Genomic DNA, 12,726 nt, shown 5'->3' with positions numbered 1-12,726 from the left:
GGCCTCGGTCCGGCTTCGGCCCGGCCTCCGTCAGGCCGACTCCCGCACCACCAGTTCCGTCGGCAGCACCGTCTGCCGGCGGAACCGGCCCGGTTCGGCGATCTCCTGGAGCAGTAGCTGGACCATCAACCTCCCCATCTCCTCGGTGGGTTGACGCACGCTGGTGAGCGGCGGCTCGGTGTGCCGGGCCACCACGGAGTCGTCGAAGCCGATCACCGCGACGTCCTGCGGCACCCGCCGGCCCGCCTCGCGCAGCGCCTGCAGCGCTCCGGCCGCCGTGAGGTCCGAGGCGCAGAACACCGCGTCCAGGCCTGGCCGGCGGGCGAGCAGCTCCCGCATGCCCTCGCGTCCGCCGCGCTCGGTGAAGTCCCCGTGGGCGACGAGCCCTTCGTCGGCCGGCACCGCGGCCTCGGCGAGCGCCCGCCGGTAACCGGCCAGGCGGGCCGCGGCGCCCTCCATGTCGAGCGGCCCGGTGACGGTCCCGATGACCGTCCGGCCCCGGGCGAGCAGGTGCCGGACGGCCGCCCGGGCGCCGCCGGCGTTGTCGGCGTGCACATAGCTCAGCGGCTCCTGCGCCGAGCGGCGACCGCCCAGCACGGCGGGCAGTTCCAGCCGCTCCAGCAACTCGGGGAGCGGATCGTCCTCGTGCACCGAGACCAGCAGGACGCCGTCCACCCGGCGGGCCGTGAGGTAGCGGGTCAGCCGTTCCCGCTCGCGTTCGTCGCGCACCAGCACCAGCAGCAACTGGAGGTCGCACTCGGCGAGTTCGGCCGACACCCCGGTGATGATGTCGGAGAAGTAGGGCTCGGAGCTCAACTTCGCGACGCTCTCCGGGATGACCAGCGCGACCGCGTCGGTCCGGGAGGTGACCAGGGAGCGGGCCGCCTGGTTGGGGACGTAGCCGAGTTCCGCGATGGCCTGCTCGACCGCCGCGCGGGCCTTGGCGCTCACCTTGGGCGAGCCGTTGACGACCCTGGACACGGTGCCCCGGCCCACTCCCGCCCGCGCTGCCACGGCCTCCAAGGTGGGGCGGGCAGCGGGCGGCTGCTGCGCGGCTCGGCTCATGATCGTTCTCCCGATGGACGGCGGACGGCGGTGGCTGCGGCGGCCGCGCCGAGGTGGGTCCGACGAAACGGTCCGGTAACGGAGCCGGTGCACGCCCTTGACACGCCTCGCGCGGCGAAGCAATCTTCCCACATCGCAGTGGGAGCGCTCCCACTCACGCTCCACCCAGTTCCGAGCACCCGTCGGCCGCCCTTCGCGCGCCGCCGCACCCACGGACCAGTCTGGACAAGGAGATTTCGGCCATGCGGAACCCCGGTACCACCCACGGCGGCAGAGCCGCCGCCGCCCTTCCCGTACGCCACCCGCGCAGGCCCCGCAGGCCGCTGCCGATCATCGCCACCGCGGGCCTGTGCGCCCTGCTGGTGGCCGGCTGCGACAGCGCCGGCTCGACCACCGGCGCGGCCCCCGACGGCAAGATCACCCTGACCGTCGGCGACTACGGCACCTTCGGCTTCAAACAGGCCGGCCTCTACGACGCGTACATGCGCGAGCACCCCGGCATCACCATCGTGGAACACAGCGTCGAGCAGGAGACCGACTACTACCCGGCCCTGCAGACCCACCTCGCCTCCGGCAGCGGTCTGGACGACGTCCAGGCGGTCGAGGTGGGCCGGATCGCCCAGGTGGTGAAGAAGCAGGCGGACAAGTTCGTCGACCTCGGCAAGGCCGAAGGAGTCGACAAGAACGCCTTCCTGCCCTGGAAGTCCCAGCAGGCCACCACCTCGGACGGCCGCGTCGTCGGCCTGGGCACCGACATCGGCCCGATGGCGATCTGCTACCGCAAGGACCTGTTCCAGCAGGCCGGGCTGCCCACCGACCGGGCCGAGGTGGCCAAGCTCTGGCAGGGCGACTGGGCGAAGTTCGTCGAGACCGGCAAGCAGTACCAGGCCAAGGCACCCGCCGGCACCTTCTTCACCGACTCCGCCGGCGGCCTGTTCAACGCCGTGGTGTCCTCCAGCACCACGCAGTACGACAACAGCGGCGGCCAGCTGGACTACAAGAACAGCCCCAGCGTCAAGAGCGCCTGGGACCTCTCCACCGGCGCGATCCAGGCCGGGATCAGCGCCGGCCTCAAGCAGTTCGACACCCCCTGGTACCAGGCGTTCGCCAACTCCCGGTTCGCCACCGTCGCCTGCCCGTCCTGGATGACGGCCATCGTCGCCGACAAGTCCGGGAGCGCCAACAAGGGCGAGTGGGACATCGCCACCGCCCCGGCCGCCGGCAACTGGGGCGGCTCCTTCCTCGCCGTGCCGAAGGCCGGCAAGCACCAGAAGGAGGCCGCGGCGCTCGTCGCCTGGCTCACCGCGCCCGAGCAACAGGCCAAGGTCTTCACCACGGTCGGCAACCTGCCCTCCAACCTCACGGCGCTGAGCCGGCCCGAGGTGCAGAACGCCAAGCTCGACTTCTTCGGCGACACGCCCACCGGCCAGATCTACGCCGCCACCGCGCAGTCCATCCGGCCGACCGTGATCGGCGAGTGGGACGGCCTGGTCAAGGACACCCTCACCAACGGCGCCCTGCTCAGCATCGAGCAGCACCAGAGCGATCCCGCCAAGGCCTGGAGCAACGCGGTCAAGGAGATCGACGACAACGTCAGCGACTGACGACCGGTCCCGTTCTCCAGAGAGGCCACCACCATGCTCGACGAGGCCGTCCCGGCCACCGCCCCAGGCCCACCCCGGGCCGCTCCCCCGTCTCCCCTCCCCTGGCGCACCCGGCTCTACCGGTGGGACCTCAAGGCCTCGCCGTACCTGTACGTCGCACCGTTCTTCGTCTGCTTCCTGGCGTTCGGCCTGTTCCCGCTGCTCTACACCGGCTGGGTGTCCCTGCACAGCGTCGACCTCCAGACGCCCGACCAGATGCAGTGGCGCGGGCTCGACAACTACACCCGGCTGCTGCACGACGACCTCTTCCTCAACGCCCTGCGCAACACCGTCCTCATCGGCCTGTTGTCCACCGTGCCCCAGCTGCTGATGGCCCTCGGTCTGGCCCACCTGCTCAACTACCGCCTGCGCGGCCGGGGCTTCTTCCGGATCGCGATGCTCGCCCCCTACGCGACCTCGATCGCGGCGGCGACCCTGGTGTTCACGCTGCTGTTCGGGCGGGACTACGGGATGGTCAACTGGCTGCTCGGCCAGCTGGGCCTGGGCCACGTCGACTGGGAGGGCGGCACCTGGAGCTCCCGGATCGCCGTCTCCACGATCGTCACCTGGCGCTGGACCGGCTACAACGCCCTGATCTACCTCGCCGCCATGCAGGCCGTCCCGCACGACCTGTACGAGGCGGCGGCGCTGGACGGCGCCAACCGGTGGCGGCAGTTCCGGCACGTCACCGTGCCGTCCATCCGGCCCACCATCCTGTTCACCGTCGTGGTCTCCAGCATCGGAGCCACCCAGCTCTTCGGCGAGCCGCTGCTGTTCGGCGGCGGAGCGACCGGCCACAGCGGCGGCTCGGCCCACCAGTACCAGACCCTCGGGCTGTACCTGTACGACCAGGGCTGGTACGCCTTCCACCTCGGCCGGGCCGCCGCCGTGGCCTGGACGATGCTGCTGATCCTGCTGGCCATCGGCGCGCTCAACCTCGCCCTGGTCCGCATCCGCCGCGCCCGGAACGGGGGTTGAGCACCGATGGCCGTCAAACCGGGACGACGTGCGGGAGCACGCGGCCTCACCGGGGCCGGACCGTTCACCTACGCGGTACTGGTCGTCGTCGCCGTCCTGTCCCTCTTCCCGCTGTACTGGACCCTGGTCGGCGCGTCGACCTCCGGCAGCCGGATCGCGCGGACCCCGCCTCCGCTGCTGCCCGGCGGGAGCCTGTGGCACAACCTCGACATCGCCTGGAACCAGGTCCACATGGGCCGGGCGCTGCTCAACTCGGTGGTGGTGGCGGGCTGCGTCACCGCCAGCACGGTGCTGTTCGCGACCCTGGCCGGCTTCGCCTTCGCCAAACTGCGGTTCCGGGGCCGCAACGCCCTGCTGAGCCTGGTGGTGGCGACCATGACGGTGCCCGCCCAGCTGAGCGTCATCCCGCTCTACCAGATCATGGCGCAGCTGCACTGGACCGACCGGCTGCAGTCGGTGATCCTGCCCAATCTGGTGGCCGCGTTCGGGGTGTTCTTCATGCGGCAGTACCTGTCCGAGGCGCTGCCGATCGAGCTGGTCGAGGCGGCCCGGATGGACGGCGCCGGCAGCCTGCGGATCCTGTGGAACGTGGTGCTGCCGATCGCCCGGCCCGGGATGGCCGTGCTCGGCATGCTGGTGTTCGTACAGTCCTGGAACGACTTCTTCTGGCCGCTGATCGCGCTGAGCCAGAGCAATCCCACCGTCCAGGTCGCGTTGGCCGGCCTCGGCGGCGGCTCCTACGACTCCGACCAGGCCGTCATCCTGACCGGCGCACTGCTCGGGACCGCACCGCTGCTGCTGGTGTTCGCCCTGCTGGGCCGGCAGGTCGTCGGCGGCATCACGGCCGGTGCCGTCAAGAGCTGACGACGCGTCAATTCGACCACTGGAAGAGGAGAAGACAGCCATGACGTCCACACGGCCCGGGTCGAGCCCGGCCGACACCTCCGCACCCCACTTCCCGCCCGACTTCCTCTGGGGAGCCGCGACGGCCGCCTACCAGGTCGAGGGGGCCGTCGACGCGGACGGCCGGACGCCCTCGATCTGGGACACCTTCAGCCGGACCCCGGGGCGTACGGCCGGCGGCGACACCGGCGACCACGCCACCGAGCACTACCGGCGCTACCGGCAGGACGTCCGGCTGATGAGCGAACTGGGCCTGGGCGCCTACCGGTTCTCGGTCTCCTGGCCCCGGGTGCAGCCGACCGGACGCGGGCCGGCCGTCGAACGGGGCCTGGACTTCTACCGGCGCCTGGTGGACGAGTTGCTGGAACGCGGCATCGAGCCCGCGGTGACGCTCTACCACTGGGACCTGCCACAGGAGTTGGAGGACTTCGGCGGCTGGCCGACCCGCTCCACGGCCGAGCGGTTCGCGGACTACGCCACGCTGGTGGCGGACGCGCTCGGCGACCGGGTGGGCATCTGGACCACGCTCAACGAGCCCTGGTGCTCGGCCTTCCTCGGCTACGGCTCCGGGGTGCACGCCCCGGGCCGGGCCGACTGGACGGCCGCCCTGCGCGCGGCCCACCACCTCAACCTCGGCCACGGCCTCGCCGTCGAGGCGCTGCGCGCGGCACTGCCCCGGGAGGCGCGGATCGCCGTGTCGCTCAACCTGCACGAGGTGCGGCCGCTCACCGGGTCCGCCGAGGACCGCGAGGCCGCCCGCCGGATCGACGCGGTGGGCAACCGGGTCTTCACCGGCCCGATGCTGGACGGGAGTTACCCCAAGGACCTGCTCGCCGACACGGAACACCTGGTCGACTGGCCGGAGTTGATCCACGACGGCGACCTGGCCGCGATCGCCCGGCCGATCGACCTGCTGGGCGTCAACTACTACAACCCCACCGTGGTGTCGGCCCTGCCGGAGGGAACGGACCCGGGCTCCGCCACCGCCACCGACGCCGGCCACGGCGACGGCGCCCAGTCCCCCTTCCCCGGCTGTGCCGACGTGCTCTTCCACCGGGCGCCCGGCCGGCGCACCGCGATGGGCTGGCCGATCGACCCGACCGGCCTGACCGACCTGCTGCTGCGCCTCCACCGCGACCACCCCGGGCTGCCGTTGATGGTCACCGAGAACGGCGCCGCCTTCGACGACCGGCTGACCCCGGAGGGCGCGGTGCACGATCCGCAGCGGATCGACTACCTGCATGGACACCTCGCCGCCGTGCGGCGGGCGATCGCCGCCGGCGTGGACGTGCGGGGCTACTTCCTCTGGTCGCTGATGGACAACTTCGAGTGGGCGTACGGCTACGGCAAACGGTTCGGCCTGTACTACGTGGACTACGCCACCCAGGCCCGGATCGCCAAGGACAGCGCCCGCTGGTACGCGGAGGTGATCCGCCGCGGCGCGCTGCCTGACCTGGCCGGCTGAGCGCGTCGACTCCCTTGACGCCGACCGTTCGACCGATGAAGCTGGCAGCGGTGGGTGGGCCGCCGCGCGATGGGTTCGGGGTGCGGTTCCCGTGTCGAGGATCGATCCAGGACGGCCCCCATGTCCCTGCCCTTCCCCAGCACCGACCCCGCTCCGACCCTGGCCGAGGTCGCCCGTCGGGCCGGTGTTTCCATCGCGACCGCCTCCCGCGTGCTGAACCGTTCCGCCCGGGTCTCCGCCGAGGTGGCGGCCCGGGTGGAACGGGCGGCCCGCGAGTTGGCGTACGTCCGCCGCCGGGCGCCCAGCGCCCGGGAGACCGGCGTGGTGGCCGTCGTGGTCTTCGCCGATCCGCTGCAGTACCACGCCGACGCCTTCCCGGTGCGGCTGCTGGCCGGGCTGCGGCGCTCCCTGCCGGGCGCGGAGCGGGAGTTGGCCGTCTTCACGGTGCCCCGGCGCTCCCGACGGCCGCCCCTGGTGCGCTACCTGTGCGGCGGCCACGTCGACGGCGTGCTGCTGGTCGGCCCCTGGGGCGACACCGCGCTCATCCGGCTGCTGCACGCGGCCAGGGTCCCCGTGGTGTCGCTGGGCCGGCCGCCGGAGCCGGGCACGGTGGCGTTCGTGGACGCGGACAACCTGGCCGGCGCCAGGGCGGCGGTGCGGCGGCTGTGCGCGTCCGGGCGCCGCTCGGTGGCCACCATCGCCGGGCCACCGGACACCGCCGCCGGCGCGGACCGACTGGCCGGCTACCACCAGGCGATGGCCGCGGTGCTCGCCTGCCGCCCCGCCGTGGCGTACGGCGACTTCAGCAGCGCCTCCGGTGAGCACGCGATGCAGTGGCTGCTGGACCAGCGCCCCGAGCTGAACGCGGTGTTCGCCGCCTCCGACCAGATGGCCGCGGGAGCCCTCCGGGCCCTGCGGCGGCGCGGCCTGCGGGTGCCCGAGGACGTGGCCCTGATCGGCTTCGACGACGCCCCCGTCGCGGCGCGGTGCCGCCCGGGGCTGACCACGGTCCGCCAACCGGTGGAGGAACTCGGCTCCCGTGCCCTGGAGTTGCTGCTGCGCAACCCGGCGCACGGCGAATCGGTGGTGCTCCCCACCCGGTTGGTCGTCCGGGCCTCGGGCTGACCGCGCCACCGCCCGTCCCGCCCCGCTCGCGCCGTTCGTACCCCCTTCGTTATTCCCTTGCCTCACCGGCGACGACGATGAGAGCGTCAACAGGCCCGCTGAGGGCACGCCATCCTCGGCCCCGCGCTCGTGGGCGCGGTCGGCGCCGAGCACTACCCCGCGCTCTTCCTGGTCCTCGCGGCGGCCGACCTGCCGCTGCTGCTGTGCCTGCGCGGCGTGCGGGACGGGGCCGGCCCGCCGGCCCCCGGCGGCAGCGGCCCGGCCGAGGCCACCGGGAGCGCCCTCGGCCGGAGCCTGGGGACGGTGCTGGCCGTCTTCGTCGCCCTGTACGTCCTGCGCGTCGGCATCGAGGCGGGGGTCGGCGGCTGGGAGCCCATGTAGCCCGAGCACCTCCGCTCCCGCCGCCGGGCGACCGGGCCAGCGAGGGTCGATGACGGTCCGAAACTTTCGAAGTGCCTGTGAAAGTTACAGCCCCATCCCGAGGAGGATTCGGCGGGGATCCGCAGCCGCATCCGCAGCCAGGCGCTTGACCAGGTACTTCCTGAGGGCTGGTGAAGCCGGGGACGGCCGACACTTTCGCTCACCCTGTCGAAAGCATTGACAGCTTGTCGAGTGCAGACCAACACTGTCGCCGTCGACAAGTCCGACGGCCTCGGATCCGGACCCGGATCCCGGGTCGCGCGTCACGCACCGCCGACTCGCCCCGGGCGGAGCGACGGTGACGACGCGCCGTTCCCTGCGCCGCCGTGCGGCGTCGTCCCGGCCCACCCATCCGTTCGTGGCCACCGGTGGCGCAGGGTCGCACCCCGTCCCCCACTCATCAGCAGAACGGATCACCCCCCGTGAACCCTCCCCCCAAGAGCCGCAAGACCGGCCGCCTCCGGCGGTTCGCCGGCAAGGCACCCGTCCTCGTTCCGGCCCTCGCGACCGTCCTGCTCCTGCCCGGCACCGCCGACGCCGCCACCGTGACCACCAACCAGACCGGCACCGACGGCGGGTACTTCTACTCGTTCTGGACCGAGGGCACCGGCGCGGTCTCGATGTCGCTGAACGGCGGCGGTCACTACGGCACCTCCTGGAACAACGCCGGCAACTTCGTCGCGGGCAAGGGCTGGGGCACCGGCTCGCGCAACCCGGTGACGTACTCGGGCACGTGGAGCACCAACGGCAACGCCTATCTGTCGCTCTACGGCTGGAGCACCAACCCGCTCGTCGAGTACTACATCGTCGACAACTACGGCTCCTACAAGCCCACCGGCGCGTACAAGGGCACCGTCACCAGTGACGGCGGCACCTACGACATCTACGAGACGACGCGCTACAACGCCCCCTCGATCGAGGGCATCAGGACCTTCAACCAGTACTGGAGCGTCCGTCGGGACCGGCGCACCGGTGGGACCATCACCGTCGGGAACCACTTCGACGCGTGGGCCAGGAGCGGCATGAACCTCGGCACCATGAACTACGAGATCCTGGCCACCGAGGGCTACCGGAGCAGCGGCAGCTCCGACCTCACCGTGGGCTCCTCCCCCCGCGGAGGCAGCGGCGGCGGCGCCAACCAGCACCGGAAGCTCGGTTGAGCCGGACGGCGGGGCACCCGGCACTTTCGCGCGGGTCCCTTGTGAGCGCTCACAACGCCGTCTTGACGGCTCCCCCCGGTCTCTGCTCCGAAGGAGTTCCCCATGCGTGACCGAACGTCCGGCCGCAAGCGGCTGTCCACGGCGCTCACCGCCCTGGTCGCAACCGTGGCGGCCCTGGCGGCCATGCTCGGCGCCACCACGGCTCAGGCCGCCGACCCGGCCCTGACGGCCACCAGCGGCGCCCTGCGCGGTGTGGGTTCCGGCCGCTGCCTCGATGTCCAGAACGCCGACCAGGCCGACGGAACGCCCCTCCAGATCTACGACTGCTCGAACGGGACCAACCAGCTCTGGACGTCGACGGACGCCAACCAGCTGACGGTGTACGGCGACAAGTGCCTGGACGTCCCGGGCCACGCCACCACGGCCGGCACCCGGGTGCAGATCTGGAGCTGCAGCGGCGGCGCGAACCAGCAGTGGCGGGTGAACTCCGACGGCACGGTGGTCGGCGTGGAATCCGGGATGTGCCTGGACGTCACGGGCGCCGCCACCGCCAACGGCACGGCGGTGGAGATCTGGCCGTGCACCGGCGGCAGCAATCAGAACTGGACCGGGCTGTCGGCGTCGGCCCCGCCGAGCGGCGGCGGCTGCGCCCTGCCGTCGACGTACCGGTGGTCCTCGACGGGCGCGCTGGCGCAGCCGGCGAACGGCTGGACCGCGCTGAAGGACTTCACCGACGTGGTGTACAACGGCAAGCACCTGGTCTACGCGTCGAACGTGTCGGGCTCGTCCTACGGCTCGATGATGTTCAGCCCCTTCACGAACTGGTCCGACATGGCCTCGACCGGCCAGATCGGCATGGGCCAGGCCGCGGTGGCGCCCACCCTGTTCTACTTCGCGCCCAAGAACATCTGGGTGCTGGCGTACCAGTGGGGTCAATGGCCGTTCATCTACCGCACGTCCAGCGACCCGACCAACCCCAACGGCTGGTCCGCGCCGCAGCCGCTGTTCACCGGCTCCATCCCCGGCGCCGCGCCGATCGACCAGACCCTGATCGCCGACGACCGGAACATGTACCTGTTCTTCGCCGGTGACAACGGCAGCATCTACCGGGCGAGCATGCCGATGGGGAACTTCCCCGGCAACTTCGGCTCCTCCTACACCACCGTCATGACCGACACGGTGAAGAACCTCTTCGAGGCCCCGCAGGTCTACAAGGTCCAGGGCCAGAACCAGTACCTCATGATCGTCGAGGCCCGCGGTGCCAACGAGCAGCGCTACTTCCGCTCCTTCACCGCCACCAGCCTGAACGGCTCCTGGACCCCGCAGGCCACCAGCGAGAACAGCCCCTTCGCGGGCAAGGCCAACAGCGGCGCCGGCTGGACCGACGACATCAGCCACGGCGACCTGGTCCGCGACAACCCCGACCAGACCATGACCATCGACCCCTGCCACCTGCGACTCCTCTACCAGGGCAAGTCCCCCAACGCGAGCGGCCCGTACGACCAACTGCCCTGGCGCCCGGGCCTGCTGACCCTCCAGCGCTGACCGGCGCCGCCCCCGGGGCGGGTCCGACCCACCCCGGGGAACCCCGGCCGACTCCTCGGCCGGGGTTCCCCGCCGCTGCGGGCCGATCAGCGGCCGGCGCGGTGGGCCCGCAGGGCGGCGGAGAGTGCCGGGCCGATCGGGACGAGCAGATCGACGTTCCGGTCCCGGACGGTGCCCGCCGAGTCCGCACCGCCGACCCGGGTCGGCTCGTTGGCGCTCAGCTCCCGGTGGGCGGCGGCCAGGTCCCACAGGCCGAGGCCGGGGCTGATGTTCCCGGCCCAGTTGGTCGCGGCCACGGTCATGGGGTGTCCCCTCCTCGGGTCTGGCGTCGAACCCACTCCGCCCGCCCGCACCGAGGGCGGGGGTCCGGTGACGGCCCCCGCCTCGTCGGCGCGGCGGCGCGGTCAGCAGCGGGTCAGCCGCACGGCCACGCCGTCCTGGGTGTGGAGCGGGGTGGCCCGGTACCCGGCCGCGTCCACCGTGACGCTGTCGAAGCCGCCCTGCGGCGTGCGCCCACCGATCACCGGCAGCACCACGTCGTCGCCCAGTGCGCTGGTGTCCGGCACCCGCAGGGCGAGTCGGCTGCCGCGGCCGAGCGTGATCCGGCCCGCGACCGTCAGGGCCGGGGCGTGGCAGTGGTGGAGCGTCAGTTCCAGGAGCGTTCCGGCCGACTGGAGGTAGTCGCCGTGCAGCCGGACGGCTCCCCGCTCGGCGTCCACCCGCAGGGTGCCGCCGCGGACCTGGAGGTCGCCGCGGCCGAGCGCGTCGCGGGCGGCGGCCACCAGGACCCCGTCCGCCACCACGGTGGCGCCCGTGTAGCGGTTGGTGCCGGTCAGGGTCAGCGTCCCGGTGCCGCGCTTGGTGAGGCCGCCCGGGCCGGCGATGTCGTTGCGCCAGGCGTCGGCCGCGTGGAACCCGCCGTCGGCGGCGTTCAGCTCCACCGTCACGTCCCGCTCGAACGAGCCGTAGCCGTCGGCCGCGGCGAACAGGTTGAGCCGGCCCCACATCTCCGGGCCGTCCAGCAGGACGTAGCCGGCGGGCAGCGCGGTGGTGCGCAGCACCTCGCGGCGCTGGGCGGCGTCGAGGTAGGGCAGCCGGGTCTCCAGCAGGACCTCGGCGCTCTTGGGCACGGTCATCGGAACATCCCGGCCGCTGCGGCGCAGGACGTACGTCAGCCGCGGCGTGACCTGCGCCGCGTTGGCCGCGCGGTCGGCGTACGGGTCCTCGGTCGGCGTGGCCCGGTGGGCGAAGGCGTACAGGCTGTCGGCCGTACTGCCGGTCCTGGAGCGGAAGTAGGCGGCCGCCTGGTTCCGGGCGGCCGCCTTGAGGGCGGCGTTGCGCGGATCGGCGAGGGTGGCGGCGGCGAGCGCGGTGGCGAGCGTGCGGCCGCCGATGACGTCGAGCGGGGAGTGCATGCCCGAGGTGATCCGGGTGTGGCTGAGCTCGAAGGCCCGGGCGATCAGCTCCTGGAACCGCTCGGGCACCGCGTAGGCGAGGGCCAGCGCGGACAGGTGGAAGGCGTTGGTGTGACCGCTCACGAAGCCGCCGTCGTCGGCCGGGGAGGTGCTGCGCTGGCGCAGCAGCTGCGGGGCGACGACGACGTCCGAGGCGTAGACCGGGTAGCCGAGGGCGTCGGTGGCGCCGGTGGCGACCACCGCGCTGTCCTCGGTCAGCCGCCAGGGGCGCGGGTAGCGGTAGGCGTACTTGGCCGGGTTGCCCGAGGCGTACGGTCCGCGCAGCGTGTTGACCAGGGTGACCACCTGCCCCAGCTCCGAGTCGACGGCCCCGGGGCCGATCACGGAGCCGGCGGGCGCGTCGGCCGGGACGGCGTCGTCGACCTTCGCGGGCGGGGTGGAGTCGGGTGCGGTGGTGATCGAGGTGACGGCCCGGGCGCCCGTCCGGTACAGGCCGGCGAGCGGGCCGAGACCGGCGATGACGGCGTAACCCTGGTGCTGGCGGTCGTAGACGAAGGCCTCCCGGGCCTGCGCCGCGGTGCGCCGGGTGGTGACCTCCACGCAGTAGCGCACGTTGGCGCGCAGCACGTCGGCCCGCAGCGGCGAGCCGTTGTCCCAGTCCGTGCCGGTGTGCCAGATCCGGCTCATCCCGCTGAGGATGCGCACGGCCGCGTTGCCCTCCGGGGTGAGGTCGGCCATCGTGTTGGTCGCGTAGGAGTCCACGAAGGCGGCGCCCCGGACGGGCCCGGCGGGCGCCGCGGCGGCTCGCTGCGGGGCGGCCAGCAGGCCCAGGGCCGTGGGCCCGGCGAGGATGGCGACCGAGGTGGCTGCGGAGTGGCGCAGCAAGCGGCGGCGGGTCAGGGCGGGCTGGTCGTTCATGGTGGTCTTCCTGCGGTGGTGCGCCTGGGGAGGGCGGAGCGGGTGCGGGAGGGCGGAGCGGGGAGCGAGCAGCGGAGCGGGGTGGCAAG

At 72.8% G+C, this 12,726-nt stretch carries 9 protein-coding genes and 2 pseudogenes; 8 read left to right on the top strand and 3 right to left on the bottom strand.

Annotation, left to right across the window (positions count from 1 at the left end):
• Nucleotides 1–30: 30 nt before the first annotated feature.
• Nucleotides 31–1,065, bottom strand: a complete 1,035-nt coding sequence (locus ACZ47G_RS16190; RefSeq protein ID WP_465743039.1) for a LacI family DNA-binding transcriptional regulator — start codon at nucleotides 1,063–1,065, stop codon at nucleotides 31–33.
• A gap of 242 nt (nucleotides 1,066–1,307) precedes the next feature.
• Between ACZ47G_RS16190 and ACZ47G_RS16185 the strand changes: the two genes are divergently transcribed.
• From ACZ47G_RS16185 to ACZ47G_RS16150, 8 genes and pseudogenes are all read left to right on the top strand, one after another.
• Nucleotides 1,308–2,669: an ABC transporter substrate-binding protein gene (locus ACZ47G_RS16185; protein ID WP_465743037.1), complete on the top strand. Its 1,362-nt coding sequence runs from the start codon at nucleotides 1,308–1,310 to the stop codon at nucleotides 2,667–2,669.
• 33 nt (nucleotides 2,670–2,702) lie between these two features.
• Complete coding sequence (locus ACZ47G_RS16180) at nucleotides 2,703–3,686, top strand: carbohydrate ABC transporter permease (protein ID WP_465743035.1); 984 nt, start codon at nucleotides 2,703–2,705, stop codon at nucleotides 3,684–3,686.
• Between the two features lie 6 nt (nucleotides 3,687–3,692).
• Nucleotides 3,693–4,550 carry a carbohydrate ABC transporter permease gene (locus ACZ47G_RS16175; RefSeq protein ID WP_465743033.1) on the top strand — a complete coding sequence of 286 codons (858 nt, stop codon included), beginning with the start codon at nucleotides 3,693–3,695 and terminating at the stop codon, nucleotides 4,548–4,550.
• A gap of 40 nt (nucleotides 4,551–4,590) precedes the next feature.
• Nucleotides 4,591–6,054 (top strand): glycoside hydrolase family 1 protein, encoded by a 1,464-nt coding sequence (locus tag ACZ47G_RS16170; protein ID WP_465743031.1) that lies wholly within the window; start codon nucleotides 4,591–4,593, stop codon nucleotides 6,052–6,054.
• A 120-nt stretch (nucleotides 6,055–6,174) separates the two neighbouring features.
• Complete coding sequence (locus ACZ47G_RS16165) at nucleotides 6,175–7,179, top strand: LacI family DNA-binding transcriptional regulator (RefSeq protein ID WP_465743029.1); 1,005 nt, start codon at nucleotides 6,175–6,177, stop codon at nucleotides 7,177–7,179.
• Nucleotides 7,180–7,287: 108 nt separating this feature from the next.
• Nucleotides 7,288–7,554 (top strand): annotated as a pseudogene (locus tag ACZ47G_RS16160) (MFS transporter); the annotation flags it as partial.
• Nucleotides 7,555–8,021: 467 nt separating this feature from the next.
• Nucleotides 8,022–8,732 (top strand): annotated as a pseudogene (locus tag ACZ47G_RS16155) (glycoside hydrolase family 11 protein); the annotation flags it as partial.
• 129 nt (nucleotides 8,733–8,861) lie between these two features.
• Nucleotides 8,862–10,304 (top strand): non-reducing end alpha-L-arabinofuranosidase family hydrolase, encoded by a 1,443-nt coding sequence (locus ACZ47G_RS16150; protein WP_465743027.1) that lies wholly within the window; start codon nucleotides 8,862–8,864, stop codon nucleotides 10,302–10,304.
• A gap of 86 nt (nucleotides 10,305–10,390) precedes the next feature.
• Here the strand turns inward: ACZ47G_RS16150 and ACZ47G_RS16145 are convergent, their stop codons facing one another.
• Both ACZ47G_RS16145 and ACZ47G_RS16140 read right to left on the bottom strand, forming a co-directional pair.
• Entirely contained in the window at nucleotides 10,391–10,606 is a 216-nt protein-coding gene (locus tag ACZ47G_RS16145) for a hypothetical protein (RefSeq protein ID WP_465743025.1), read from the bottom strand.
• Nucleotides 10,607–10,708: 102 nt separating this feature from the next.
• Complete coding sequence (locus ACZ47G_RS16140; protein ID WP_465743023.1) at nucleotides 10,709–12,637, bottom strand: phosphatase PAP2 family protein; 1,929 nt, start codon at nucleotides 12,635–12,637, stop codon at nucleotides 10,709–10,711.
• Nucleotides 12,638–12,726: the final 89 nt, after the last annotated feature.

The sequence above is a fragment of the Kitasatospora sp. NPDC030952 genome (assembly GCF_055571335.1).
The sequence above is the reverse complement of the archived record's forward strand: the minus strand, read 5'-3'. Positions and strand labels throughout refer to the sequence as shown.

What these genes read in the sequence shown, in the direction of transcription:
- ACZ47G_RS16190 (WP_465743039.1), bottom strand. Translation starts at nt 1,065, where the DNA reads ATGAGCCGAGCCGCGCAGCAGCCGCCCGCTGCCCGCCCCACCTTGGAG.
- ACZ47G_RS16185 (WP_465743037.1), top strand. Translation starts at nt 1,308, where the DNA reads ATGCGGAACCCCGGTACCACCCACGGCGGCAGAGCCGCCGCCGCCCTT.
- ACZ47G_RS16180 (WP_465743035.1), top strand. Translation starts at nt 2,703, where the DNA reads ATGCTCGACGAGGCCGTCCCGGCCACCGCCCCAGGCCCACCCCGGGCC.
- ACZ47G_RS16175 (WP_465743033.1), top strand. Translation starts at nt 3,693, where the DNA reads ATGGCCGTCAAACCGGGACGACGTGCGGGAGCACGCGGCCTCACCGGG.
- ACZ47G_RS16170 (WP_465743031.1), top strand. Translation starts at nt 4,591, where the DNA reads ATGACGTCCACACGGCCCGGGTCGAGCCCGGCCGACACCTCCGCACCC.
- ACZ47G_RS16165 (WP_465743029.1), top strand. Translation starts at nt 6,175, where the DNA reads ATGTCCCTGCCCTTCCCCAGCACCGACCCCGCTCCGACCCTGGCCGAG.
- ACZ47G_RS16150 (WP_465743027.1), top strand. Translation starts at nt 8,862, where the DNA reads ATGCGTGACCGAACGTCCGGCCGCAAGCGGCTGTCCACGGCGCTCACC.
- ACZ47G_RS16145 (WP_465743025.1), bottom strand. Translation starts at nt 10,606, where the DNA reads ATGACCGTGGCCGCGACCAACTGGGCCGGGAACATCAGCCCCGGCCTC.
- ACZ47G_RS16140 (WP_465743023.1), bottom strand. Translation starts at nt 12,637, where the DNA reads ATGAACGACCAGCCCGCCCTGACCCGCCGCCGCTTGCTGCGCCACTCC.